Source organism: Thauera sp. AutoDN2 (genome assembly GCF_051280715.1).
GTDB lineage: Bacteria > Pseudomonadota > Gammaproteobacteria > Burkholderiales > Rhodocyclaceae > Thauera.
The window spans coordinates 38,126-63,956 of the sequence record NZ_JBNCAR010000020.1; the positions used below are offsets into that span (position 1 = coordinate 38,126).

25 protein-coding genes are annotated in these 25,831 nt (G+C 63.9%); 11 read left to right on the forward strand and 14 right to left on the reverse strand.

The window, feature by feature from the left end:
* Position 1: 1 nt before the first annotated feature.
* The 5 genes from ACPT9U_RS11755 to uvrC all read left to right on the forward strand — a co-directional run bounded on the left by ACPT9U_RS11755 (position 2) and on the right by uvrC (position 8,152).
* On the forward strand, positions 2–1,120 hold the full coding sequence (locus ACPT9U_RS11755; RefSeq protein ID WP_435751069.1) for an AAA family ATPase: 1,119 nt from the start codon (positions 2–4) through the stop codon (positions 1,118–1,120).
* Positions 1,117–1,800, forward strand: coding sequence for a DUF4276 family protein (locus ACPT9U_RS11760; protein WP_435751070.1), 684 nt, complete (start codon positions 1,117–1,119; stop codon positions 1,798–1,800). The genes ACPT9U_RS11755 and ACPT9U_RS11760 overlap by 4 nt, the downstream gene beginning before the upstream one ends.
* Positions 1,797–4,946: a type I restriction endonuclease subunit R gene (locus tag ACPT9U_RS11765; RefSeq protein ID WP_435751072.1), complete on the forward strand. Its 3,150-nt coding sequence runs from the start codon at positions 1,797–1,799 to the stop codon at positions 4,944–4,946. The genes ACPT9U_RS11760 and ACPT9U_RS11765 overlap by 4 nt, the downstream gene beginning before the upstream one ends.
* Before the next feature lie 58 nt (positions 4,947–5,004).
* Positions 5,005–6,150 carry a beta-N-acetylhexosaminidase gene (nagZ, locus tag ACPT9U_RS11770; RefSeq protein ID WP_435751073.1) on the forward strand — a complete coding sequence of 382 codons (1,146 nt, stop codon included), beginning with the start codon at positions 5,005–5,007 and terminating at the stop codon, positions 6,148–6,150.
* A gap of 184 nt (positions 6,151–6,334) precedes the next feature.
* Positions 6,335–8,152, forward strand: coding sequence for an excinuclease ABC subunit UvrC (gene uvrC, locus ACPT9U_RS11775; protein WP_435751074.1), 1,818 nt, complete (start codon positions 6,335–6,337; stop codon positions 8,150–8,152).
* 51 nt (positions 8,153–8,203) lie between these two features.
* Here the strand turns inward: uvrC and ACPT9U_RS11780 are convergent, their stop codons facing one another.
* Positions 8,204–8,644 (reverse strand): GatB/YqeY domain-containing protein, encoded by a 441-nt coding sequence (locus ACPT9U_RS11780; RefSeq protein ID WP_418364649.1) that lies wholly within the window; start codon positions 8,642–8,644, stop codon positions 8,204–8,206.
* A gap of 296 nt (positions 8,645–8,940) precedes the next feature.
* On the opposite strand from ACPT9U_RS11780, the gene ACPT9U_RS11785 reads away from it, so the two are divergent.
* Entirely contained in the window at positions 8,941–9,465 is a 525-nt protein-coding gene (locus ACPT9U_RS11785) for a glycine cleavage system protein R (protein ID WP_435751075.1), read from the forward strand.
* A 92-nt stretch (positions 9,466–9,557) separates the two neighbouring features.
* Here ACPT9U_RS11785 and ACPT9U_RS11790 read toward each other — a convergent pair whose 3' ends face one another.
* The 8 genes from ACPT9U_RS11790 to cydP form a co-directional block, all read right to left on the reverse strand.
* Entirely contained in the window at positions 9,558–10,106 is a 549-nt protein-coding gene (locus ACPT9U_RS11790) for a rhodanese-like domain-containing protein (RefSeq protein WP_435751076.1), read from the reverse strand.
* Between the two features lie 91 nt (positions 10,107–10,197).
* Positions 10,198–10,536 (reverse strand): hypothetical protein, encoded by a 339-nt coding sequence (locus tag ACPT9U_RS11795; RefSeq protein WP_418364647.1) that lies wholly within the window; start codon positions 10,534–10,536, stop codon positions 10,198–10,200.
* 12 nt (positions 10,537–10,548) lie between these two features.
* Positions 10,549–11,901: an NAD(P)/FAD-dependent oxidoreductase gene (locus ACPT9U_RS11800; RefSeq protein ID WP_418364646.1), complete on the reverse strand. Its 1,353-nt coding sequence runs from the start codon at positions 11,899–11,901 to the stop codon at positions 10,549–10,551.
* A gap of 118 nt (positions 11,902–12,019) precedes the next feature.
* A complete protein-coding gene (locus ACPT9U_RS11805; RefSeq protein WP_418364645.1) occupies positions 12,020–12,346 on the reverse strand; it encodes a cyd operon YbgE family protein in 327 nt (108 codons plus the stop codon).
* Between the two features lie 11 nt (positions 12,347–12,357).
* Positions 12,358–12,489 (reverse strand): cytochrome bd-I oxidase subunit CydX, encoded by a 132-nt coding sequence (cydX, locus tag ACPT9U_RS11810; protein ID WP_418364644.1) that lies wholly within the window; start codon positions 12,487–12,489, stop codon positions 12,358–12,360.
* Between the two features lie 27 nt (positions 12,490–12,516).
* Positions 12,517–13,659, reverse strand: coding sequence for a cytochrome d ubiquinol oxidase subunit II (gene cydB, locus ACPT9U_RS11815; RefSeq protein WP_435751077.1), 1,143 nt, complete (start codon positions 13,657–13,659; stop codon positions 12,517–12,519).
* Between the two features lie 15 nt (positions 13,660–13,674).
* Positions 13,675–15,237 (reverse strand): cytochrome ubiquinol oxidase subunit I, encoded by a 1,563-nt coding sequence (locus ACPT9U_RS11820; RefSeq protein ID WP_435751079.1) that lies wholly within the window; start codon positions 15,235–15,237, stop codon positions 13,675–13,677.
* On the reverse strand, positions 15,227–15,424 hold the full coding sequence (gene cydP, locus ACPT9U_RS11825) for a cytochrome oxidase putative small subunit CydP (RefSeq protein ID WP_418364641.1): 198 nt from the start codon (positions 15,422–15,424) through the stop codon (positions 15,227–15,229). Before cydP ends, ACPT9U_RS11820 begins: the two co-directional genes overlap by 11 nt.
* A 171-nt stretch (positions 15,425–15,595) precedes the next feature.
* Between cydP and ACPT9U_RS11830 the strand changes: the two genes are divergently transcribed.
* Both ACPT9U_RS11830 and petA read left to right on the forward strand, forming a co-directional pair.
* A complete protein-coding gene (locus tag ACPT9U_RS11830; protein WP_418364640.1) occupies positions 15,596–16,954 on the forward strand; it encodes a sigma-54 interaction domain-containing protein in 1,359 nt (452 codons plus the stop codon).
* A 410-nt stretch (positions 16,955–17,364) separates the two neighbouring features.
* Positions 17,365–17,967, forward strand: coding sequence for a ubiquinol-cytochrome c reductase iron-sulfur subunit (gene petA, locus ACPT9U_RS11835; protein ID WP_418364639.1), 603 nt, complete (start codon positions 17,365–17,367; stop codon positions 17,965–17,967).
* Positions 17,968–18,063: 96 nt separating this feature from the next.
* On the opposite strand, the gene ACPT9U_RS11840 is transcribed toward petA, so the two are convergent.
* On the reverse strand, positions 18,064–18,567 hold the full coding sequence (locus ACPT9U_RS11840) for a hypothetical protein (RefSeq protein WP_418364638.1): 504 nt from the start codon (positions 18,565–18,567) through the stop codon (positions 18,064–18,066).
* 323 nt (positions 18,568–18,890) lie between these two features.
* Between ACPT9U_RS11840 and ACPT9U_RS11845 the strand changes: the two genes are divergently transcribed.
* Positions 18,891–19,856: a TIGR01212 family radical SAM protein gene (locus tag ACPT9U_RS11845; protein WP_435751083.1), complete on the forward strand. Its 966-nt coding sequence runs from the start codon at positions 18,891–18,893 to the stop codon at positions 19,854–19,856.
* Positions 19,857–19,971: 115 nt separating this feature from the next.
* Here ACPT9U_RS11845 and ACPT9U_RS11850 read toward each other — a convergent pair whose 3' ends face one another.
* Entirely contained in the window at positions 19,972–20,442 is a 471-nt protein-coding gene (locus ACPT9U_RS11850; protein ID WP_435751080.1) for a c-type cytochrome, read from the reverse strand.
* A gap of 161 nt (positions 20,443–20,603) precedes the next feature.
* Between ACPT9U_RS11850 and ACPT9U_RS11855 the strand changes: the two genes are divergently transcribed.
* Positions 20,604–23,213 carry a PEP/pyruvate-binding domain-containing protein gene (locus tag ACPT9U_RS11855; RefSeq protein ID WP_418364636.1) on the forward strand — a complete coding sequence of 870 codons (2,610 nt, stop codon included), beginning with the start codon at positions 20,604–20,606 and terminating at the stop codon, positions 23,211–23,213.
* Between the two features lie 71 nt (positions 23,214–23,284).
* Positions 23,285–23,743, forward strand: a complete 459-nt coding sequence (locus tag ACPT9U_RS11860) for a hypothetical protein (protein ID WP_435751081.1) — start codon at positions 23,285–23,287, stop codon at positions 23,741–23,743.
* Between the two features lie 39 nt (positions 23,744–23,782).
* On the opposite strand, the gene ACPT9U_RS11865 is transcribed toward ACPT9U_RS11860, so the two are convergent.
* The 3 genes from ACPT9U_RS11865 to ACPT9U_RS11875 all read right to left on the reverse strand — a co-directional run bounded on the left by ACPT9U_RS11865 (position 23,783) and on the right by ACPT9U_RS11875 (position 25,470).
* A complete protein-coding gene (locus tag ACPT9U_RS11865) occupies positions 23,783–24,463 on the reverse strand; it encodes an MBL fold metallo-hydrolase (protein WP_418364634.1) in 681 nt (226 codons plus the stop codon).
* Between the two features lie 40 nt (positions 24,464–24,503).
* Positions 24,504–24,896 (reverse strand): DUF6858 family protein, encoded by a 393-nt coding sequence (locus tag ACPT9U_RS11870; protein ID WP_418364633.1) that lies wholly within the window; start codon positions 24,894–24,896, stop codon positions 24,504–24,506.
* A 211-nt stretch (positions 24,897–25,107) separates the two neighbouring features.
* Entirely contained in the window at positions 25,108–25,470 is a 363-nt protein-coding gene (locus ACPT9U_RS11875) for a NifB/NifX family molybdenum-iron cluster-binding protein (protein WP_418364632.1), read from the reverse strand.
* Between the last annotated feature and the right edge of the window lie 361 nt (positions 25,471–25,831).

Below are 25,831 nucleotides of genomic sequence, written 5' to 3' on the forward strand. Positions count from 1 at the left end.
AATGACCCAAATTCAGAAAATCACTATCAAGGGTTACAAATCCATCGCCAAACTGGAGAACTTTGCGCTGCGCCCACTGAATGTGCTGATTGGCGCCAATGGTGCGGGCAAGAGCAATTTCATCGGGCTGTTTCGCTTCCTGGCTTCAGTGGTGGGCGACAATTTCCCGGTCGATGTACAGAAGTGGGGGGGGCCTGAGGCGCTGTTACATTACGGCAGCAAGGTAACGTCCCAGATGGACCTGGAGGTGTATTTCACCCCTAGCAATGGCATCCAGAATGGTTATCGCATCAGCCTGACGCCGACTCAGGACAACCGGCTGATTTTCAGTCGTGAAGAGCCATGGATTGACGGTCACTATGCGATCAAGGCGTATTCCTTAGGAGCAGGCCATGAACTGGCCAGGATTCGCAGTGACAAGGACTCTCCCAGTGCGACGGTCAGTAGCCACGTGATGGACCGACTGAAAATCTGGCGGCAATATCACTTTCACGATACGGGTGATACGGCGGCGGTCAAGCGCATCCATGCCATCAATGACAACCTGCGTCTCAAACCCGATGCGGCTAACCTAGCCGCGTATCTGCGCAAGCTCAAGACCACGCCCTTCTTCGAGCGCAGTTATGACCGCATCGTGGAAACCATACGTCGCGCGGCGCCATTCTTTGGCGATTTCGTGTTTCGTGACGAAGCCAGCGAGTTCATTGAGCTGGAGTGGACAGAGCGCGGGCGGCCTGACACGCCATGGAAAGCGCATGTACTTTCCGACGGTACGCTACGGTTTATTTGCCTGACCACGTTGCTGCTGCAGCCGCAAGCTTTGCTACCCGACACCATCTTGATCGACGAACCGGAACTGGGACTGCATCCCTTTGCCATAAATTTGTTGGCTGAGATGTTGAAGGAAGCCGCCGAGTCGAAACAGGTGATCGTTTCCACACAGTCGGTGGAGTTGCTGAACAACTTTCAACCGGAAGACGTGGTGGTGGTTCAGCGCGAGGGCGATGCATCGGTGTTCAACCGTTTGGACGCCGACGAGTTGGCTGATTGGTTGACCGAGGATTACAGCCTGGGTGAATTGTGGAAACGCAATGTGCTGGGCGGGAGGCCAACCCGATGAGCCGCGTTGTGGTGGTCTGCGAGGGCGAGACCGAAGAAGAATTCGTCCGAGATGTGATGGCCCCCGGCTTTTATGGTGTGGGCCTGTACCTTGAACCGCAAATGGTGGAAACATCACCGGGACATCGCGGTGGCGCATTGAACTATGACCGGGTGAAACTGCATTTGCGCAACACCCTGTGCCAGAAGAGCGCCCCTGTGGTGACAACACTCTTGGACTTGTACAAGCTGGACAAGCGATTTCCGGGCTTTGAGCAGTCCAAAGCGATACCTGATTTGGGCCAAAAGCTTGATCTGCTTCGGCGTGAGTTGCATTCAGATATCGTGGCTGCTGCTGGCTGTCAGCCGGAACGGTTCATCCCCTACATCCAGCCCTATGAGTTTGAGGCCTTGCTGTTCAGTGATGTCTCTGCATTAACCCAGGTGAATCCCTCTTGGTCGAAAAAGTCTATTGAGCGGCTAATTGAAATCCGCGCGGCTGCCGAGTCGCCCGAACACATCAACGATCGACCAGAAACCAAACCGGCTGCGCATCTAGAACGCGAATTGAGCAACCCCAGCTATCGCAAGCGCAGGCATGGCCCGATCGCTGCGCAGAAGATTGGTCTGGCCAAGATTGAGGCCGAGTGTGCGTTCTTTGCCGCATGGCTGGCACGAATCAGGGAGTTGGCACAGCCATGATGAACGAACAACAACTCGAAGACCTGTGCATAGGCTGGTTTCAGGAAACCGGCTGGCAGTTTGTTCATGGGCCGGATATCGCGCCCGACGGTGCAAGCCCGGAACGGGCTGACTACCGGCAGGTGATCCTGCGCGACCGGCTGCTAGCGGCCCTGGGTCGGATCAACCCGCACATTCCAACCGCTGCGCTGGAACAGGCTGTACACGTTGTGCAAACCATCAGCGAGCCGCAGGCCGTGGTGCGCAATCGTAGTTTTCACCGGCTGCTGCTTTCGGGTGTGGCTGTGGAGTTCACGGTAGGGGACGAAAAGAAAAGCGATCTGGTACACCTGATCGATTTCGCCAACCCGCGGCACAACGAACTTCTGGTGATCAACCAGTTCACGGTCACCGGCAGCAAGCAACCTCGGCGGCCTGATCTGGTGGTCTTCATCAATGGCCTGCCGCTGGCGGTGATCGAGCTGAAGAATCCTGCCAACGAACAGACCGACGCTTGGGATGCGTTCAACCAGCTACAAACCTACAAGGACGAAATTAGCGACCTGTTCAACAGCAATGAGGCGCTGGTGGTCAGCGATGGCTGGACGGCGCGGGTGGGTTCGCTCACTGCCAACGCCGAGCGGATGTTGCCCTGGCGCACCATCGCCAACGAAGATGACCGCCCCCGCCTGCAACTGGAGTTGGAAACCGTGGTGCGCGGCTTTTTTGCACCGGAGCTGTTTCTCGATTACATCCGCCACTTCGTGCTGTTCGAGCAGGATGGTGATGCAGTGATTAAGAAAATCGCGGGCTATCACCAGTTCCATGCTGTGCGTGAAGCGGTGCGCGCCACGGTGATCGCGGCGAGTTCGCCCGACAAAGGCTTGCTGGAGGTGCGGGAAGAGCGCGCCACCTATAGCAAAGAAGTGAAGCCAGGCTCGCGCAAGGCCGGTGTGGTGTGGCACACGCAGGGCTCGGGCAAGAGCATCACCATGGCCTGCTACGCGGGCAAGCTGCTGCAACAGCCGGAGATGAAGAACCCCACGCTGGTGGTCGTGACGGACCGTAACGATTTGGATGGCCAGCTGTTTGCCACCTTCTGCGCTGCCGGTGACTTACTCAAAACCACGCCATTACAGGCGGGCAGCCGCGATGAGCTACGCGAGATGCTGGTCTCACGCCAGGCAGGCGGCATCATCTTCACCACGGTGCAGAAATTCGCCCTGCTGGATGAGGAAGACGAACACCCGCTGCTGTCCGACCGATCCAATATCGTGGTCATCTCGGATGAAGCGCATCGCAGCCAGTACGGTACCAAGGGACGTTTCGATGAGAAGGCGGGTAAGTATGTGTTTGGCTATGCCAAGCACCTGCGCGATGCGCTGAAAAACGCTACCTTCATCGGCTTCACAGGCACGCCCATTTCCTTGGAGGACAAGGACACCCGCGCGGTGTTTGGCGACTACGTCAGCATCTACGACATTCAGGATGCCGTGGACGATGGTGCCACGGTGCCGATCTACTACGAGAGCCGGCTGGCCAAGCTGGATGTGAAGCAGGCCGAGATCGACGCGCTCAACGAGCAGGTCGACGAGGTGGTTGAAGACGAAGAGGACATCGCCAGCCGCGAAAAGACTAAGAGCGAATGGGCCGCGCTGGAAAAACTGGTGGGTGCGGAACCGCGTCTAGCACAAGTGGCGAAGGACTTGGTTGAGCACTACGAAACCCGCAACGCGACGCTAGACGGCAAGGCCATGATCGTGTGCATGAGCCGTGACATTTGTGCCCAGCTTTACAAAGCCATCGTCACCCTGCGGCCAGACTGGCACAACGACGATCCGGAAAAAGGTGCCATCAAAGTGGTGATGACCGGCTCGGCGGCCGACAAGGAACTGCTGCAACCGCATCTGTACAGCAAGCAGGTGAAAAAGAGCCTGGAGAAGCGCTTCAAGGATGCCAAAGACCCGCTGAAGCTGGTGATCGTGCGCGACATGTGGCTGACCGGCTTTGATGCGCCGTGCTGCCACACCATGTACGTGGACAAGCCCATGAAGGGCCACAACCTGATGCAGGCGATTGCGAGGGTGAACCGGGTGTTCAAGAACAAGCCGGGCGGCCTCGTGGTGGACTACATCGGCATCGCCAACGAATTGAAGGCCGCGCTCAAGACCTACACCGAAGCCAAGGGCAAAGGCGACCCCACGCACAACGCCGCTGAAGCGCTGGCTGTGTTGTTGGAGAAGATGGACATCGTGCGCGGCATGATGCACGGCTGCGACTACAGCGGGTTCGAAACCAAGGCAGCGGCTTTGCTGGTGCCCTGTGCCAACCATCTGCTGGGCCTGAAGGATGGCAAGCAGCGCTTCCTGGACACGATGGTGGCGGTAGCCAAGGCCTATTCGCTGTGCGGCACGCTGGACGAGGCCACCGCGCTGCGAAAGGAAATCGCCTTTTTCTCAGCCATCAAGGCGGCCATCACCAAGTTCACTACGGTAGACAAGAAGCGATCCACCGAAGAGAAAAACAGTGCGCTGAAGCAGATCCTGGACAACGCCATCGTTGCCGACGGTGTGGCCGACATTTTTGCGCTTGCCGGATTGGACAAGCCGAACATCGGCCTGCTGTCCGACGAGTTCCTTGAAGACGTGCGCCAGATGGACAGCCGCAATCTGGCCGTCGAGTTGCTAGAGAAATTGCTGCGCGATGAAATCAAGGCGCGAGCGCGTAACAACGTGGTTCAGGAGAAGAAATACGGCGACCGGCTGCTGGAGACCCTGCGCAGGTATCACAACCGTGCCATCGAAACGGCACAGGTCATCGAAGAGTTGATCCAGATGGCCAAGGAATTCCAGGCCGTGCTGGAGCGTGAAGCCGCACTGGGCTTGGGGCAGGATGAGATCGCCTTCTATGACGCACTGGCCAATAACGAGAGCGCGATGCGCGAGTTGGGTGACGACACGCTGAAGAAGATTGCGATCGAAATCACGGAAAAACTCCGCGCCAGTACGACGGTGGACTGGCAGGTGCGGGAAAGCGTGCGTGCGCGGCTGCGGATTTTGGTGCGACGCTGTCTACAAAAGTGGAAGTACCCACCTGACAAACAGCCTGAAGCGGTCGAACTTGTGTTGCAGCAGGCAGAATCGCTTTCGCATAAGTGGTCCACCTGACCCGATTGGCCGACTGCGTTCGAGTTTGCCAAACCCCGCCACCAGAGAAGTTTGACCAATGAGCAATCCCATTTTCCGCCCGCGCGGCCCCGTCATGATCGACGTCGGCGGCACCGCCCTGACCGACGAGGAGCGCGAGCGCCTGCTCGACCCGCTCGTCGGCGGGGTGATCCTGTTCGCGCGCAACTACGCCGATTCCGACCAGCTGCGCGCGCTCACCGCCGATATCCGTGCGCTGCGCGACCCGGCGCTGATCATCGCGGTCGATCATGAGGGCGGTAGGGTACAGCGCTTCCGCACCGACGGCTTCACCCGCCTGCCGTCGATGCGCAGCCTGGGGGCGCTGTGGGCGAGGGACCACCTTGCGGCGCTCGAAGCGGCGCGTGCGACCGGCTTCGTGCTCGCGGCCGAGCTGCGGGCGCACGGCGTCGACCTCAGCTTCACCCCGGTGCTGGATCTGGATTACGGTTGCTGCCGCGCGATCGGTAACCGCGCCTTCCATCGCGACCCGCAGGTGGTCTCCGCGCTCGCGCAGGCGCTGTGCGCCGGCATGGCGGAGGCGGGCATGGGCTGCGTGGGCAAGCACTTCCCCGGCCACGGCTTCGTCGAGGCTGACTCGCACCACGATGTGCCGGTCGACACACGCGACTTCGATACGGTGTGGAACGAGGACATCGCCCCCTACCGCCACCGCCTCGGCCGTCAGCTCGCCGGCGTGATGCCCGCGCACGTGATCTACCCCAAGGCCGACCCCAGCCCGGAACCCCAGCCGGCCGGCTTCTCGCCCTTCTGGCTCAAGGACGTGCTGCGCGAGCGGCTCGGCTTCAAGGGCGTGATATTCAGCGATGACCTCAACATGGAAGGCGCCCGCGTCGCTGGCGACATCGTCGGCCGGGCGAAAGCCGCGTACGCCGCGGGCTGCGACATGCTGCTGGTGTGCAATCGCCCGGACCTCGCTGCCGAACTGCTCGACCGCTGGGCCCCGGTTCCCGACCCGGACAATCTCGCCCGCCTCGCCGCGATCGTGCCGACCGCCCCGCAGCCTGCGTGGCTCGCCGACCCCTTCGCGCTCGAACTCCATGCCGCCTATGTCCACGCCCGCGACCGCGTCGCCGCCATCCCCGACGACAGCAGCGCCGCACCCACCATGACCGCCGCCACCATCGGCGAGCAGCGCACCGAGGTCCTCCATAAGCACGGATGATCGACAGGGGGTTTTCCATGTACCGTCGAGCATGCACTGCGCTGGAGTGGATGCGGGGCGTTCCTGGAATGGGCGAGGACTGTCTGAGTGAGCGTAGCGAGCGAGTTCCGCAGCCCATGGAAGGAATGCCCCGTGTCCGCTCCGAGGCACAGATGGTTTCAAGCCCTAATCTGCATCACCACTCATGACCGATCCGACGTCCTCTAACGCCTTCGACCCCAAGCCCTTCCTGCGCACCCTCACCGAGGAGCCCGGGGTCTATCGCATGATCGGCGCCGACGACAAGGTGCTCTACGTCGGCAAGGCCAAGAACCTCAAGCGCCGCGTCTCCAGCTACTTCCAGAAGACCGTCTCCAGCCCGCGCATCGCCATGATGGTGGCGCAGGTGCTGCGCGTCGATATCACCGCCACGCGCAGCGAGGCCGAGGCCCTGATCCTCGAGAACAACCTCATCAAGAGCCTGGCGCCGCGCTACAACATCCTCTTCCGCGACGACAAGACCTACCCCTACATCGAACTCTCCGCCGACGAGTTCCCGCGCCTTGCCTACCACCGCGGCGCCTTCACCAAGGGCGCGCGCTACTTCGGCCCCTTCCCCAACGCCTGGGCGGTGCGCGAGAGCATCCACCTGCTGCAGAAGACCTTCCAACTGCGCACCTGCGAGAACACCGTCTTCGCCAACCGCTCGCGCCCCTGCCTGCTGCACCAGATCAAGCGCTGCACCGCGCCCTGCGTCGGCCTCGTCGAGCCCGAGGCCTATGCCGCAGATGTGAAGCTCGCCACCCGCTTCCTCGACGGTCAGGCCAACGAGGTGATCGACGACCTGACCAGCCGCATGCAGGCCGCTGCCGAGCGCCTCGCCTTCGAGGAGGCTGCTGCCTGCCGCGACCAGGTGCGCGTGCTGCAGGCGGTGCTGCACAAGCAGTTCGTTGACAGCCGCAAGGACGAGGACGTCGATGTGCTCGCCGCGATCGAGGCCGACGGCCTGACCTGCGTGAACATCGCCATGGTGCGCGGCGGCCGCCACCTCGGCGACCGCCCGCAGTTCCCCAGCGGCGCGGCGGTGTCGGGCGCGATGGACAGCCTGCTCGCCTTCGTCGAGCAGCACTACAGCCAGCACCCGATCCCGGCGCGCATCCTGGTGAACCTGCCGCCGGAGGCCGTGAAGGAGACGCTCGCCGAGATCACCGAGCGCCCGCCGGGCGTGGTGTCGCCGCGCTTCGAGGCGGAAAGGGCGTGGGTGGAGATGGCGGAGAAGAACGCCCGCTTCGCCATCCAGGCGCGTGCGCGCGACACCGGCCGCATCGAGCAGCGCCTCGAGGCCCTGCGCGCCGCGCTCGACCTCGACGAGGCGCCGCAGCGCATCGAGTGCTTCGACATCAGCCACACCATGGGCGAGGCCACGGTGGCGTCCTGCGTGGTGTGCGAGGCGGGCGCCATGAAGCGCGCCGAGTACCGCCGCTACAACATCACCGGCATCACCGGCGGCGACGACTTCGCCGCGATGCGCCAGGCGCTGGAGCGGCGCTACGGCAAGGTCGCGGCCGGGGAGGGCGTGTGCCCGGACCTCATCCTGATCGACGGCGGCAAGGGCCAGGTCAGCGCCGCGCGGGCGATCCTCGCCGAGGTGGGGCTGGAGGCGGTGGCGATGGTGGGCGTGGCCAAGGGTGAGGGGCGCAAGGCGGGGCTGGAGACGCTGATCTTCCCCGACGGTCGCGAGGGGTTGGTGCTGGGCGGCGAGTCGGCTGCGCTGCACCTGATCGTGGAGATCCGCGACGAGGCTCACCGCTTCGCCATCACCGGGCACCGCGCCAAGCGCGGCAAGGCGCGGGTGGGCTCGAAGCTGGAGGACATTCCCGGCGTGGGACCCTCGCGCCGGCGCAACCTGCTCGCCGCCTTCGGCGGGCTGGACGGGGTGCGCGAGGCGACGGTAGAAGACCTCTGCCGGGTCGAAGGTGTCAGCCGCAAGCTCGCGGAGCAGATCCACGCCGCGCTGCGCTGAGCGGGGGCATCTGCAGGCCGGCCCGAGGCGCTGAGCGGCCGCATGGTGTGTTCAGGAGGTGAGCGCGTCCTTCACCCAGGCGTTGGCCTGTTTGGCGTCGAAGCTGCTCCCATACTTCGCCTTCAGCGCACCCATCACCGTGCCCATCTGCTTGGGCGAGCGCTCGGCGAGGCCGGCGACGGTCTCGGCGATGAAGGCCTTCACCTCGGCCTCGCTTGCCATCGGCGGCAGGTAGGACGTCAGGATCGTCGATTCCTGCCCCAGCAACGCGAGGCGGTCGGCGTCCTTTATCACGGCCACCGCTTCCTGATTGTTCTTCAGGAACTTGCGGATCGTCTGCTGCACCTCGTCGTCGCTGCTTTCGCGGTTGCCAGCATTCTTGCCGACCATTTCGGCTTCGGCGATCAGTGTGCTGAGCAGGGTTGCGCGTACGCCGTCGGCGGCCTTGCGGGCGAGCAGGGAATCCTTTTTCAGTTGGGCGATCAGGCTCATGGGGTGACTCCGTCGGGTTCTGTGGCGAGGCTCGCCGGGTGCGGGCGCCCCCGTGCGTGCCGGAAAAGTCGGGATTCTAGCGCAGCGATGATGTGCGCCGAGTGCTGCGCTCACTCGCTGCTGTCCCTTGGGCTCAGGGAGGCGATGCATCCTGGGTGCTCGGGCTGCTCGCGGGCCAGGGCGCACGGTTGCGATAGATGGAGCGCGCCCGCGCGGGTACGATTCAGGGAACAATCCGTTGCGCGATCCGCCGCACGACGATGTCTGACTACCATGAATTCTGAGGAGCCCTGAACATGAACGTTTCCTTGATCGTCACTCTCGTGGGCGAGGACCGCCCGGGGCTGGTCAATACGCTTGCCGAGTGTGCGGCCGCGAACGGTGCCAATTGGCTGGACAGCAGCATGGCGCACCTGGCCGGCAAGTTCGCAGGCATCGTGCGGCTCGACACCGCCGAGGCGAACGCCGACCGCCTCGAGGCGGCGCTGCGCGGGCTTTCTTCGGCCGGACTGAGCCTGAGCATCGAGCGCGGCACCCCCACCGCGGGCGCGGTCGGTGGCGAGCGGATTCACATGGAACTGCTCGCCCACGACCGCCCGGGCATCGTGCGCGACATCTCGTCGGTGCTGGCGCAGCACGGCGCGAGCATCGACCGCATGGACAGCGCCTGCGAAAGCGCGTCGTTCAGCGGCGAGGCGATGTTCCGCGCCGAGCTTGATGTGCGCGTGCCGGGGAGCGTGTCACCCGCGCAACTGCAGGCGGCGCTTGAGTCGCTGGCCAACGAGTTGATGGTCGACCTGAAGCTCGAAGCGAAGGGCTGAGCCCGCCATGACGGTGCGCAATGTTGGCACCGTCCGATTCGACGATTCGCTCCCCGGGGCATGAAGCCCCGGTACGAGTGCGTTGGTCAGGCTTATTTCTGGTCGGGGCGATAGATTTTTTCGGGGTTCATCTTTGCCGACCAGGGAAGGCCGCTGTTCTGCCAGCCGTTCTTGATGCGCAGGCCCGCCTGCGTGCCATCCTTCAGGGCACTGCCCTGGAATCCGTCCACCACGTAGCGAGCGTTCGGGAAGCCATTTTCGCGCAGGAAGGCAGCGCTGGGTTCGCCGCGCTCGCTGCCCGAGCGGCACATGGTGATGATTTCGGCATCCGAGCTCAGGCCGCGCTTGGCGAGTTGCAGCTTGACCTGGTTGATGAAGTCCGGGTTGCGGTAGAGGCGGAAGATGTTCTTCTCCGCGTTCCACTGCGTGCGATCGACAAGCATGTAGGGCACATTGGCGTGCACGGCGTCCGTGGAGCCGATGAACATGATCTCTACGGGGTCGCGCACGTCGATGAAGAGCACGTTCTTCTCGTCGTTCTGGATCTTGGCGTAGGCGTCCTTGTTGGAGATGGCGATGTCGGCTGCCTGGGCGGCGAAGCTGGTGAAGCCGATGGCGGCGGCGATCAGAAGTCGTTTCATGACGGGATGCTCCACAGGTTGGAAAGCGGGATGCTTGAATGAAAAAACCCCGCTGCGCAGCAGATGCGCCACGGGGCTCAGGACTCCAAGCTCAGCGAGCAGGCCGCATCATGGCCGCGATCGGCCAGGTGAGGGCGGCGCCCACGCCGCCGAAGGCGGCTGCGTAGAGGAAGAGGTTGCCCCAGTCGACCCAGTAACCCATGTTGGCGAATGAGGATTTGGTCATGCCCGGGGTGATGAAGAAGGTGATTGCGGTAACGACCACGAAGACCACGAGGGCGGGTTTGAGCGCCTTGGCCCAGCCTGCGTTGCCGCGCTTCACGGCCATGATCGTCAGCAGGATCCAGAGCGCCGCGGTGATGATCACCTGGGGCAGGTAAAGGAGCCCCAGTTCGAAGAGGATGTTGAGCGTCAGCCAGATTTCGTACATGTCGTCTCCTCCTTATACCCGGCCCTTGGCCACTGCCATGTAGGCGGGCTTGAGCAGGCGATATTTCATGACCCAGGCGAAGTAGCTGTCCTGCAGCGGGTCGATTGCCGGGAGCGATGGGGTCAGTCGGTTCTCGTAGTCGAACTCGATCAGCAGTGCAGCGCCTTCACGCACCAGCAGCGGGCAGGAGGTGTAGCCGTCGAAGACCTGGGACGGCTCGCGCCCCGCAATCACGTCGATCAGGTTCTGCACCACCATCGGCGTGCTCTTCTTGACCGTTGCGGCGGTCTTGCCCTTGGGCGTGCCGTTGATGTCCCCGATGCCGAACACGTTGGGGAAACGCTTGTGGCGCAGGGTGTCCTTATCCACTTCGAGCCAACCGCCCGCAGCGAAGCCACCTTCCTGCCAGGCGAGCGGACTGTTCTTCACCGAGTCCGGTGCGCGCATCGGGGGCACCACGTGGAGGAAGTCGTACTCCAGTTCGCTCCGCTCGCCTTCGGGGCTGGCGAAGGTCGCGCGACGGGCGCCAATGTCGACCGCCACGAGCTTGCTGTTGAAATGGACCGGGATGTCGAGTTTTGCCCAGCGCTCCAGCACCTCCTGGTTGATCCGTGGGACGCTGAAGATGTTGCCGAGGGCCGAATGGAACTGGACGTCCGACGTGTCACGCGTGCCGGCCTGCTTGAGCCGGTCCACCAGCATGAAGGTCATTTTCAGGGGCGCCCCCGCGCACTTGAGCGCGGTGGACGGCAGCGTCATCAGGGCTTTGCCGCCTTTCTGGCGGAAGCTGTCCATCGCGTTCCACGTAGCCTGCGCCGCCTCGGGACTGGGATATACGCAACCCAGACCGTTGGTGCCGATCGCGGCCACGTCCATGCCTTCGATCAGGTTGAAGTCCATGTGCAGGCCGGTGGCGACGATCAGGTAGTCGTATTCGATGCGGTGGCCTGCATCGGTGACGATTGCGTTCGCTTCGGGGTCGAACTCGGCAACCATCTCCTTCACCCACTCGACGCCGGAGGGGATCAGGTCGGCGTTGCGGTCGCTGACCTTCTCGACCGGCCACACGCCCGTGGCGACCAAGGTGTAGCCAGGCTGATAGTTGTGGATTTCCTTGCGGTCGACGATGGTGATCTTCGCGCCATCGAGTTCGCGCGCTAGCCGGTTGGCCGCAGCGAGGCCACCGAGGCCGCTGCCGGCGATCACGATCCGGGCGTTCGTCTTCAGGGCAGCCTGTGCCTTCCGTGGCGAGGCGCTCAGCCCGATCCCTGCCGCGACGGGCAGGGCCGATGCGCCGAAAAGCAGTCGACGCCGATTGGCGTCGACTTCCTGAACGGCTTCAGTCTGCGTGTCTTTCACTGTCATTGACTCCTCCGGTGCGAGTGAATCGGCGTGCCGGACCCGAAGCCGGCACGCCTGTTTTTGTGGGTATAACTATATAAGTAAAAACTTAACATTTGTTAAGGAATATTTTCCTCTTACCCTATAGCGCAAATTCCGCTACCCGCCATAGCGCCAGCGTGATGCCGGTGAGGCAGGCCAATGGTGAGAACAGATAGCGCGCAATCCGGTTATGCGCACGAAAACCGACACCACTGACAAAGCCCGCGCTCATTGCCCAGAACAGTGCCATTGCCGCCCAATGGTCGGCTGCGCCGTCCGGGCCAGACAGCGCGCCCGGCCAGGCGGTGATGCCGAGCATCACCGCGATCGCTGTCAGCAGCGGCAAAAGGCGGATACGGGGGGGGGCGGACGCGGACGCAGCGGTTGAACCCGCTGCGTCCGGTGGGGTGCGATCGGGTGCGCTCATGACGGCGGCCCTCATTCCTCGACTCCGGTGGGACGGCGCCCACGCGAGCGCTCGCGCGCTTCCTCGTTCTCGCCCCACAGGGCGTTCAGGATGGCCAGCAGCACCGCGAAACCGATGCCGAGTACCCAGGCGAAATACCACATGTCGTTCTCCTTGTTCGGTATGCGCGTTCAGTACGCGGAATGCTCGTTTTCGCGGATATAGGCCGCGGTGACCTTGCCGGCCATCACGCTGTAGGCCCAACTCGTGTAGGCGACGATGATCGGCATGAAGATGATCGTGGCCCAGAACATGATGCCCAGCGTGCGATGGCTCGAGACCGCGTCCCACACGGTGAGGCTGGCGCCCGGCACCGTGGAGGAGGGCATCACGAAGGGGAACATCGACACGCCGGCGGTGCCGATCACGCCGACGATGGCGAGCGACGAAGCGATGAAGGCGGCCAGCGTACGGCCCTTCCACACCAGCAACAGCGCAGCGAGCCCGCCCGCGTAGGCCAGTGCCGGCACCAACATCGTCAGCGGCGCCTTGTCGTAGTTGGCCAGCCAGGCGCCGGGCTGCAGCTCGACCGTCTTCGCGAGCGGATTGGGCAGCGCAGCGGTGTCCACCGCCGAGGTGATGGCGTAACCGAAGTTGCCGTTGGCGATCCAAAGCCCGGCGGCGGTGAAGCCGGCCAGCATCAGCACGCCGAAGATCAGCGCAGCGGTGGTGGCGCGGCGCTGGATGTCGCCCTCGGTGCGGTGCGCGAGGTAGATCGCGCCGTGGAAGGTGATCATCGCCGTGCTCACCACGCCGGCCAGCAGCGCGAAGGGATTGAGCAGGCCCCAGAACGAGCCGGTGTAATAGGGCACCAGAGTGTCGTCGAAGTGGAAGGGCACGCCCTGCAGCAGGTTGCCGAAGGCGACGCCGAAGATCAGCGGCGGCACCGCACCGCCGATGAAGAGCCCCCAGTCCCAGGTGCTGCGCCAGGTGGCGTTGTGGATCTTGCTGCGGTAGTCGAAGCCCACCGGGCGGAAGAACAGCGCCCACAGCACCGCCAGCATCGCCCAGTAGAAGCCCGAGAAGGCGGTCGCATAGACGATCGGCCAGGCGGCGAAGATGGCGCCGCCGCCGGTGATGAACCACACCTGGTTGCCGTCCCAGTGCGGGCCGACGGTGTTGATGACGACGCGGCGCTCCTCGTCGTTCTTGCCGACGAAGGGCAGCAGCGTGCCCACGCCCATGTCGTGGCCGTCCATGATGGCGAAGCCGACGAGCAATACGCCCACCAGCAGCCACCAGATGAGTTTCAGTGTCGGGTAGTCGAAGATCATGATGTCCGCTCCGGATCAGGCGTGGGCGTGGTGGGTTTCGTTCATGTAGCGGCCGGTGCCCAGGCTGCCCGGGCCCTGGCGGGCGAACTTCACCATCAGGTACATCTCGACGATCAGCAGCAGGGTATAGAAGCCGACGAAGCCGGCGAGCGAGCCGTAAAGGCTGTTGACCGTCAGCGTCGACACCGACAAATGGGTGGGTAGCACGCCGTAGATGGTCCAGGGCTGGCGGCCGTACTCGGCCACGAACCAGCCCATCTCGCACGAGATCCACGGCATGGGCAGGAACCACAGCGCCCACTTCAGCAGCCACGGCCGCTGGGCGAAATCACCCTTGATCGAGTACCACAGCGCCAGGCCGAATAGCGCCAGCATCGCGAAGCCCAACGCGACCATGATGCGGAAGGTCCAGAACAGCGGCGTCACCTTGGGCAGCGTGTCGCGTGCGGCGCGGTCGATCAGCTCGGGGGTGACGTCGTCCATGGAGGCGACGTATTTCTTGAGCAGAAGGCCGAAGCCGAGGTCGTCCTTGACCTTGTCGAAGGCCTCGCGCAGGGCCGCATCCTGAGGGTTCTTGCGCAGCGCCTCGAGCAGCTTCACCGCCTCCACGCCCACCTTCACACGCTCGCGGTTCAGCGCGTAGATCTGGTTGAGGCCGGGCAGCTCCTTGTCGAGCGAGCGCGTGCCGATCAGGCCCATCACCCACGGAATGTGGAGGGCGAAGTCGTTCTTCATCTCGGCTTCGTTGGGCACGGCGATGACGTTGAAGCTGGCGGGCGCGGGTTCGGTCTCCCACATCGCCTCCATCGCCGCGAGCTTGGTCTGCTGCGCTTCGCCCAGCGCGTAGCCGGACTCGTCGCCGAGCACGATCACCGAGCAGATCGAGGCGAAGCCGAAGGCCGCCGCAATGCGGAACGAGCGCTTGGCGAACTCCACGTCGCGCCCGCGCAGCAGGTACCAGGCCGAGATCGACAGCACGAACATCGCCCCGGTCACGTAGCCCGCCGACACCGTATGCACGAACTTGCCCTGCGCCACCGGGTTGAACACCACCGCCCAGAAATCGGTGAGTTCCATGCGCATCGTCTCGTAGCTGAACTCCGAGCCCACCGGGTTCTGCATCCAGCCATTGGCGATCAGGATCCACAGCGCCGAAAGGTTGGTGCCCACCGCCATCAGGATCGTCACCAGCAGGTGCTGCTGGCGCGACAGGCGGTCCCAGCCGAAGAAGAACAGGCCGATGAAGGTGGATTCGAGGAAGAAGGCCATCAGCCCCTCGATCGCCAGCGGCGCGCCGAAGATGTCGCCCACGTAGTGCGAGTAGTAGGCCCAGTTGGTGCCGAACTGGAACTCTAGCGTGATGCCGGTGGTGACGCCGAGCGCGAAGTTGATGCCGAACAGCTTGCCCCAGAAGCGGGTCATGTCCTTGTAGATCGTCTTGCCGGTCATCACGTAAACGCTTTCCATGATGACCAGCATCCACACCATGCCGATGGTGAGCGGCACGAACAGGAAGTGGTACATCGCCGTGGCGGCGAACTGCAGCCGCGACAGGTCGACGAGTTGCTCACTGACCATGGGTTTCTCCAGATGTCGTGTGTAGTTTTGAGCTTGCAGGGGTGGCAACCTGGGCGGCCATGGCGCCGGGATCGACCGGCACCTTCGCGTCACGGATGAAGGCCCACCACAGTGCGGTGATGAGCATCAGCTTGATGACGATGACCACGGTGATTTCACGCACCAGGCGACGATCGGTGGTGTTCATGAGGGGCTCCGGTTGTCGGTGCGCTCCCTTAATCAAGAGCCGTGCCAGTTCCTGTCATGTTCTGGATTTGATGTAAATCAAGACTTTCCGGTGGGATACACACGTCGGCATTGACGTGTTTTCTGTCACGGTGGCAGACTGGTGGCGTATAAACCGTCATGAGTGGCAGCCATGCAACCCGATTCACGTCCCTTGCCCGAACTCGTATCCTTTCTCGAAACCCTTGCTGAGCCGCACATCCTGTGCGACCGGGACTACCGCATCATTGCCGCCAACGCGGCGTATCGCAGCGCGCTCGGCGATGGGCGCAGCGTGGTCGGGCGGGCGTGCTACGACGTATCGCACCACTACAGCGTGCCGTGTGACCGGGCGGGCGAGTCCTGTCCGCTTGCGCGCAGCCTGCAGTCGGGTCAGCGCGAGCGCGTGCTGCACCTGCACCACACGCCGCGGGGGGAGGAATACGTCAACATCGAGCTCTCGCCGATACGCGACGCCAGCGGAGAGATCGCCTGGTTCATCGAAAAAATGGAGCCCATGCAGGTGGCGCGCGGCGCGACCGAGCATCAGGGCATGATCGGGCGCTCCCCAGCCTTCCAGCACATGCTCGAGCTGATCTCCAGGGTGGCGCCGTCCGATGCGAGCGTGCTGCTGCAGGGCGAATCGGGAACGGGCAAGGAGTTGCTCGCTGCGGCCGTGCATGAGGCCAGCCGGCGTGCCGAAGGGCCTTTCGTTGTGGTGGACTGCTCGGGGCTCCCCGAGACCTTGTTCGAAAGCGAGGTGTTCGGCCATGAGCGCGGTGCCTTCACCGGTGCCACCGCGCGCAAACCCGGGCTGGTCGAGGCGGCCAGTGGCGGCACCCTGTTTCTGGATGAAGTCGGCGACATTCCACTCGGCATGCAGGTGAAGCTGCTGCGCCTGCTCGAGACCGGCACCTACCGCCGTGTCGGTTCGACTGAACTGCGGCGCGCCGACATCCGCCTGGTCTCGGCCACGCATCGCCCGCTCAAGCGCATGATTGCCGAGGGCAGCTTCCGCCAGGATCTCTACTTCCGCATCAACACGTTCCCGATTCGCGTTCCGGCCTTGCGCGAAAGGGAGGGTGACCTCGCTCCGCTGATCGAGGCGCTGCTCGAACGGGTGGCACCCAAGCGCAGGTTGTCGCTGTCACCCGCTGCCATGCGGGTGCTGTGCGACTACCCCTTTCCGGGTAACGTGCGCGAACTGCGCAACGTGCTCGAACGTGCCAGCCTGATGTGCGATGGAGACATCATCGGTCCCGAGCATCTGCCGGAGGAAGTGCTGGACCCGGTGCCTGATGAGGACGACATGTTTGGCGTGGCCGCGATTCCCTCTCCCACCGTGCAAGGTGCATCGGTCGACCTCGACGAGATCCAGCGCCAGGCGATGTTGCGTGCGGTGCGTGGCCACCGTGGCAGCCGGCGCGAGCTGGCGCAGAAGCTCGGCATCAGCGAGCGCACGCTGTACCGCCGTCTGCGTGAGCTCGGCCTGCTTGAGGACCGGGGTGGCTAGGGCGTGGGGGAAGACGGACCTGGCGTCAGGAGTCCGGGGTCAGGAGCCTGCGCGCGCGGAGCTGGTCGCCTGCGAGCGCGGTGGAAAGGCAGTGAGGGGGTAGGGGGTGCTGCCAAACTGACCGAAATGGCAGGTGAAATGGCGGTTTGGCGGAGTTTGGCGGCTCGGCACCTGTTCTGTCGCGCTACACTGGCTTTATTTTCGGGTGTTTTGAGAGCTGGCACGGTCGTTGCTTATGTAGTGTCGTGCGAAGCGGGACGAGTCGTGATCGCTGCATGATCGTCCCCCCCTCAACGGTCTTGCCCCCGGCAGCGCTGGCCCGACGATATCCCCCGACCCGCTTCGCCTTTTTTCTTCCCCGCGCATTCCCTGCCGGTCCGACGAACGTTTCCCCCGGAGAGCGTCCCGCCATGTCCGATACACGTTCCGACCTCGCTTCCCAGCGTCGTAAACTGTTGATTGCTACCTCCGGTGCAGGCGCACTTGCCGCGGCTGCCACCGCAGTACCCTTCGTTGCCAGTCTCACCCCTTCCGAGCGTGCCCGCGCGGCTGGTGCTCCCGTCGAGGCCGATGTCGCGGGCCTTGCGCCCGGTGAAATGATGACCGTCGAGTGGCGCGGCAAGCCGGTGTGGATCGTGCGCCGCACGGCCGAGATGCTCGCAGCGCTTGAGCCCGTCGAACCCAAACTGGCGGATCCTGCTTCCGACGTGCCCCAACAGCCCGACTACGCGACGAACCGACACCGTTCCATCCACCCCGAATACCTCGTGGTGATCGGCATCTGCACGCATCTCGGTTGCTCGCCTTCGGATAAGTTCGCCGAAGGCTCGGCCGAAGGCATGCCTGCGGATTGGCCGGGCGGGTTCTTCTGCCCCTGCCACGGTTCCATCTTCGATCTGGCCGGTCGTGTGTATCTCAGCCAGCCGGCACCCACCAATCTCGAGATCCCTCCGCACAAGTGGTTGTCTGCCTCACAGGTTCTGATCGGCGAAGACGACCAGGGCGTCGCCTGAGCGACGCAGTTCCAGCAACACCCTCTCCAGTGCGCCGCCGCGTACCGACCCTGCCCGGGTACGGAACGCGGCGGCTTTTTTGCGCCAGCATCCCGGTCAGGCCATGAACATCAGCTTGGCGAGGATCACGATGCAGATGCCCAGTCCCATGGCGAGGTAGTGCACTGCCTCGAAGCGGTCGATGCGGAAATCCTCGGGGCCGCCGGTGACGATCAGGAAATGCTTGAAGTGGCCGACCGTGCTGCGGGGGCGGCTGCGCATGAAGACGAAGGGCGAACTCGCGAAGATGGTGAGCAAGCCAAGCGCGAGACTCATCTTGATGGTCAGCAGCATGCCGAAGCGAGTGTCGATGAAGGCACTGAAGCCGCCGAAGTTCTCTACATAGGTGAAGTACATGTAGAAGCCGGTGATGTAGAGCGGGATCACTGCGAGCGGGTAGGTGCGACGGATCTGGCGGAAGAGATAGAACTCCACGCGCTGGAAAACGTCTTCGCCGATGATCTTGCGTACCGGCTCGAGGATCAGGACTTCCATGGCCACCGCGCCGACGAACAGGATTGCGCAGATGAGGTGGAAGAGGACGACGACTTGATGGTCCATTTTAAGCTCCAGTCGGGCTTGCCGATGCAAATAGGAATGACTCGTATTTTAGAGTATCAGAGATTGCTGTTGAATTGACCGGCGTCAAAAACGCCCACGCAGCATGAACGACAGGGTGGAAAGCCTTGCCTCTTGCGCATCGTCAAGGGGCCGTCACGCAGATGAAGGCACACTTCGCGACCGCATGTGCAGACCCGACACGCGTTGGAGCCACGCATAAGATGACCCCAAACTCCCTGCCTTTCCCCGCGGCGGTGCCGACGACCGTGCCCACGACCCTCGCCCCCCCTACGCCCGGACCCAGCCCGCGATTGCCGGGGGGAATGGGTGGGCAGCCGTATCCGGGCCCACCCTTTGGCGAGCGCCGTTACAACGCGTGGAACGACTACGTCAAACGCCGCTACGGAGGTCGGGTGCAGAAAGTTTCCGTGGCGGCGGGCTTCACCTGCCCGAACCGTGACGGTTCGCTCGGGCGCGGTGGCTGCACCTTCTGCAACAACGCCGGTTTTACGCCTGGGTACCTCGACCGGCGTGACGGCATCGCGGAGCAGATTGACACCGGGCTGCGTTTCCTCGACCGGCGTTATCCGGGAACCGGGCGCTTCATTGCGTATTTTCAGAGCTATACCAATACCTACGGTGATTTCGCGCGTCTGCGCGAGAGCTATGAGGCTGCGCTGGCACATCCACGCATCGACGGGCTGGCCATCGGCACCCGTCCCGACTGCCTGCCGGACGAAGTGCTGGCCTACCTGGCCGAGCTCTCGCACGAGCACATCATCGAGCTCGAGATTGGCATTGAGTCCTGCGACGATGCGGTTCTACGCCGGGTCAATCGAGGGCACGACTTCGCTTGCAGCGTGGACGCGCTGGAGCGTGCGGCGGTGCACGGGTTGGAGGTGACGGCACACCTCATCCTCGGCCTGCCCGGGGAGACACGGGCAGGCATGCTCGAGGCAGCCACCCGTCTCTCCGCGCTGCCCGTCAAGGCGCTCAAGCTGCACCAGCTCCAACTCGTACGCGGCACCGAGATGGCACGCGACTGGCAGCGTGACCCGGGCTCCGTGCCCCTGTTCGACGAAGAAGCCTACATCGTGCTCCTTGCCGACTTCGTCGAGCGCCTGTCTCCCCGCATGCTGCTCCAGCGGCTGGGCAGCGAGGTCCCGCCGGCGCTCAAGCTGGCGCCGCACTGGAACATGCGCCTGTCCGAACTGGCGCCGCGCCTGAGTGCCGAACTGGCGCGCCGTGGCAGCTGGCAGGGCAGACATTGGCAGGACTGTGGCGCCTAGCGACCGAGAGCCAGGGGCGCAGTTGCAGTCCTCGCAGGGCGAGGCGGCGGAAGAGTGCTACATGTGTGGTGCGTGTGCAGGGAACGCATGAAGGGTGCGCAGGAGCTTGCGGTGCTCACTTGCGGAAGTCGCGGTGGCAGGCCTTGCAGCTGTCCTGTGCGGCGGCGAAGGCGCTGCGGACCTGAGCTTCTTCACGCGATGCGGCTGCGGCAACGAGGGCGTCGATCGTAGCGATGAACTCGCTGCGCAGGCGCGCGAAATCCTCGGGGCGATCCCATACCGCCGAGAGGGCCTTGGTCGGGGGGTAATTCGTGTCGGGACCGAAGTGCGGCCAGGGCGCCTCCTTGAGTGCAGCGACCTCGCCAGCATGGCGGGTGAAGCGCTCGGGGTCGTAGCGCCCCTCCTTGAGCATGGTTCCCATCGGCTCGAAGCTGCGGAGCATGCCCTTGAAGGCTTCCTGTCGCTTGCTCACCGGCTGCTCGGGGTGGGTGTCGGCGACTTCGGTGGAGCACGCGCCGAGTGCGAGCATACTCAGGGTGAGTGCGGCGAGGCGAGCGGAGCGGGGGACACGGGTGGTGAGGGTCATGAAAGTCGGATCAGGTTGGGCAGTGGAGCAGAATGGCGCGCAGACAGGTTCCGCTTGCGCATGCCTGCAGAGCCCGGGGGCTGTCCAGAAGTTCCCCGGGCGCTGACGCTGTCGGGACGTTTGCGCTGTTCAAGGTGCTTGCGTCGCGCTAGGGTTGCGCCATGGATACCCCCAACCTCCGTCCCGCACATGGCTTTGCGCCCACCACCGGCCTGCCCGGCCTCGATGCCGTGCTCAGCGGGGTCGCCCCCGGTGACAACATCGTGTGGCAGATCCAGTCGCTCGAGGACTATCGAGCCCTGGTGCTTCCCTACGCTGCCGCGGCCAGGCGGCAGCAGCGCCGGCTGATCTATTTCCGCTTCGCGTCCCATGCCGCGTTGCTCGGGCCGGGGGATGGGGCGGAAGTGCAGCACCCGCGGGCGCAGGATGGTTTCGACGCCTTCGTCGATCAGGTGCATTCCGTGATCGAGGCAGCGGGGCCCGAAACCTTGTACATCTTCGATTGCCTGTCCGAATTGGCGGATACCTGGCAGTCGGATCGCATGCTTGGAAATTTCTTCCGCCTGACCTGTCCGCGCCTGTTTGACCTGGACACGGTGACCTATTTCGGCGTGCTCCGCCATCGTCATGCCCGCGCGGGCATGGATCTCATCGCCGACACTACACAGTACCTGCTTGATGTGTTCCGCTGCCGCGGACGGCTGTATATCAAGCCGATCAAGGTCCAGCACCGTTCGGCGGCGGTCATGAACCTCATTCATGCGTGGGAGGAGGGGGGGCGTCCGGGGATGGATCGCTTCCGGCCGGTGGCCGACAGCGGGACGGTGGCGGAGATCCTGGCCGGCTCCGGGTGGCCCGGACTGGAGGATGAGCGGATCCTCAGTCACTGGCAGCGCCTGTTCGACGAGGCGCGGGATCACCTTGCCCAACGTGGAGCGCAGTCAGCGGACCCGAGGGCCGAGCAGGCGTGCTTTGCCCGTCTCGCGGCCTTGTTGTTCCCCGAGGAGCCGGGCCTGCAGCGTCTGATCGCGCGCTACCTGGACCTTGGCGACCTGCTCGAGGTACGCAGCCGCATGATCGGCATCGGCACGATTGGCGGGAAGGCTGCGGGCATGCTGATCGCGCGCGCGATCCTGCGTCGTGATGCGCCCGCGGTGGATTGCCGGCTGGAGGCGCACGACTCCTTCTACGTCGGTACCGAGGTGTTCGACACCTTCTTCGTCCTCAATGGCCTGTGGTGGGTGCGCCGCCGCCAGCGTGAACCCGATGGCTTTCTCCGCGGGCTGGAAGGTGACGAGGGCGCCCATGCGCGCATCCTGCGTGGCAGTTTCCCTGCGGCGACGGTGCGCCAGTTCGAGGCCATGCTGGACTATTTTGGCGAGTGGCCCTTTATCGTGCGTTCAAGCTCCAGGCTTGAGGACCGCTATGGCAACGCCTTCGCTGGTCAGTACGAGAGCGTTTTCTGCGTAAACCAGGGTCCGCGAGAGAAGCGCCTGTCCGACCTGCTCGATGCGGTGCGGCGCGTGTATGCGAGCACGCTGTCCGAGGAGGCGCTGCGTTATCGCCAGCGCCGCGGCTTGCTCGACGAGCATGAGCAGATGGCGCTGCTGATCATGCGCGTGTCCGGCACCGCGGGTGGGCGCTATTTCCATCCCCATGCCGCGGGGGTCGGGCTGTCGGTGAATCCATACCCGTGGAACCCGCGTATCGACATGAAGGCCGGCGTGGTTCGCCTGGTCGCCGGCCTCGGTACGCGCGCGGTGGATCGTGCGGATGACGACTACACGCGATTGATCGCGCTCGGAGCCCCCGAACTGCGGCCCGAGACGAGCTTCGGTGCCATTGCGCGTCACGCGCAGCGGCGCATGGACTCGCTGGACCTGCGTGAGAACAGGGTCGTCACCGGTCCCTTTGCTGAGCTTGTTCGAGGACAAGAGGATTTCCCGCACGCTCTGTTCACCACCCGCGAGCAGGAGGATCGCCCGCCTTTCCTGACTTTCGACGGCCTGATCGCGCAGACTGACTTCGTTGCCGACCTGCATGGCGTGCTCGCTGCCTTGCACGCAGCCTATGCGCACCCGGTCGAGATCGAGTTTGCCCTCAACTTCAACCCGCAGGGTGACTACCGCATCAACCTGCTGCAATGCCGGCCGATGCAGGTGCGTAGCGTGGAGGGCGTGAGTGCGGAGGCGCCGCCGGTGGAACTGCCGCGGGTGGTCGAAGCCCGTGGTGCCGTGATCGGTCCGAGTCGGGTGATCCGGCCGGACCGGCTGGTGTATGTACGGCCGGGCGCGTATGCGGCGCTGACTTCCGCACAACGCATCGAGATTGCGCGCCTGATCGGGCGGATCAATGGCCTTGCAGATGCGGCCTGCCTGCTGGTGCTGGGGCCTGGACGCTGGGGGTCCAGCGATCCCTTCCTCGGCATCCCGGTGCGCTTCTCGGAGATCAACCACGTTGCGGCTTTGTGCGAGATCGTCGCCATGCACGAGAACCTGGTGCCGGATGTGTCGTTGGGCACGCACTTTCTCAACGAACTGATCGAGGCCGATCTGCTCTACTTCGCCTTGTTCCCGAAGATGGCGGGCAACGGACTGGATGAGGGCTGGATCCTTCGGCAGCCGAACCGGCTTGGTGTCCTGTTGCCCGGCGACGGGCAGTGGGAGGTGGTCGTGCACGTCATCGATCCGCAGGCGGAGGACGGGCTGACCCTCCATGCCGATGCACCCGGGCAGCGTCTCAGTCTGTGCTTGCAGGCCCCGCGGACTTGATTCACTTCAAACCGGATTGTGTTGCAGACGGGTAGCATTCCCGGCATTCATCGGCCTTCGTGGAGCCTCTCATGCGCAAATCCCTCGTCCTCGCGTCGCTCATCGCCAGTTGCGCGGTGGTGTTTCCCCTGCCTGCGGCCGCGGACGCAGCACCCCGGCTCGCATCCGGCGCGGATGCGCTGCCTCGTGCGACCGATGAGTCCTTGCGCGCCGCGATGGAGGATCTGCGTGCTCTCGTTGCAGCAAGGCTGGCCGATGGTGGTGCGGAGAAGCTGAACGAGGATGAGCATGTGACGTTGGCCGCGGGGATCGACCACCAGGTGGCCGCGATTGCTGCCGGGCGGGATTTTCACAGTCCGGCCGGACGACACTTGCAGTGGATGCTGGGCGACATCACCGATGGCGCTGGCCTGATGCGCAGCGCACCCCGCGCAGCGGGCAAACGTCTGGGCCTGCTGCGCGTGGTGGAAACGCTGAACTATTACGGTCGTGAATACGACCATCCGGGCTGGGCGCCGCTGCAGCCTTGATCCAGGCGCTGCGTGCCCAGCACCCGGTCCGTTTGTCGCCTATGGTCGCGGCAGGGGGAGGGCGCTGGCCTTGCCTGCCGGGTTGCGCTCGCGGCGCTGGATCATGTCGGTGATGAAACCGTCCCGGCTCTGCTGCAGGCGCGCGGCGTAGCGGGTGCGCAGTTCGCCGAGCGTGGCCACCTGGCGTCCCCGGATCGGATGGGCCGGGAATACCAGGGTCTGCTCGGGCAGGGTGAAGAGGCGGCGGGTCAGCGTGTCGAACATCATCCCCGGATCGGCCTCGCCGTCGCCCGCGCCGCAACTGCCGACGTCGAACGCGTCCCCGCAGAACAGCCGGTCACGCCACAGGTAGCTCAGGCACCCGGGTGTGTGTCCAGGTGTGCTCAGGACACGGATGACTTCGTTGCCGAACACGAGGCGGCTGCCGTGCGCGGCGCGATGGACGGCCTGTCCGCACCCGATTGGCATCGAAGCCGCTTCGCCGACCACCAGCTGTGCGCTGGTGCGATCGCACAAAGGGCTGCAGTCGGCAACGTCGACCTGATGCACATGCGTTCGCAGCACATGACAGAGCCGCAGGCTGCGTTCGGTCAACAGCGCGAGGATCAACTCGGTATGGCGCGGCGGTGGATCGATGATGACGGCCTCCTGCTCGTCGAGGTCGGCGAGCAGGTATCCGATCAGGCTCGAATCCGGGCTGTGGAGGGGGTGGAAGTACATGGGCGGATCGCTTGGGCCGGCGCTTGCCGGCCGGAATCGGTCAGGCGCTCTTGCGCAGGCTCATGACCCATTCGGTCATCTTGCGGTTGGCTTCCGGCATCGGCGCTTCGAGGAAACTGATCACGTAGCGGTCGGGCAACTCGGCAAAGCCGATCGAGCGCGGGCGCACGGCCATCATCACCGGGTCGGGAAGTTTGACCCCGAAGCAGAAGATCAGGTTTTTCGCTGCGAGGATGTCGGGGCGGATTTCGCCGCCGATCAGCTTCGTGTGGCTCAGGTGGTCGAATACGGCGATCAGGCGCACGGTCGGATCGGCCTCGGCCTTGGCCTCGATCGCTTTCAGAAGCTCATCGAGATGGGCGTGCTCGGTCTCGTTCTTGCCCAACTCCAGCACGTGGATCGGGTACTTATCGGCGAGAAGCTTGTTCTGCATGAGTTGCTCCGTGGTGTAGGGGGGGTGCGCGCAATGCGCTCGTGTCGACTTCCTGCATACAGGAATCGTGCCAGGCCCAAAGGCAAATGCATTCTGCGCGAATGCTGCTGCGGCGTGCATTTGATTCGAGTCGGGTGCGATTTCGAAGTTGCCATCGCTGTCAGAGTGGCAGTTAATTCTGCGCAACTGGCAGTGATGGCGTTCGCTGCTTTCAGTGGGTGTGAGTGTGCTCGTGGGCGTGATCGTGCGCCAACGGCGGCTTGACCATGCCGGAAAGATAGTCGCGCACTGCCTGCATGGGGTCGGATTCGCCGCAGACCACTACCTCGATGCCGCGTGTTGCGAGGCGTCGAACGAATCCACCACCGGCGCCGCCGGTGATGACGACATCCATCTCGAAAAGGGGGTGGTCAAGCCCGCGGAACTCGTGGAAGGACATCTCACGCGGTAGGTCGAGCCGTTCCAGTTCGCGTGGTACAGCCGGATCGGACAGGTCGTAGACCAGGAAACGGCGCGCCTTACCCGCGTGGGAAGTGACAGTGCGGAAGTTCTGGCTGGTGATTGCGATCTTCATGGTGGTGTGAGTGTTTCCAGGGGGTGTCGGGAACTGCCATCGGAATCAAGTTCCATGCCAGAAGGCAGATCGAATGGGTGATCCGTCCTGAGCGCCGACCCCCTACCTGAATACATCACAACTTGTGGCATCCAAATTGCTTGGATTCGCGGAGAGCGGACGGGCTGGAGGACTCCACTGAGAAACTGTTTCGATATCTCATGGTGCTCTGACCTGGAAGGTCTCGGGGGTGCTCAGGGCGCTTACGGCGTGGTCAGGATGCCGCTGATCTGGATGTACTGGACCGAGGTGCGCCGCACCGATGTGCTCGAGGAGCGCGCAGGCGTCCAGCGTCCGAACCAGAGTTGATGTGATTACACAA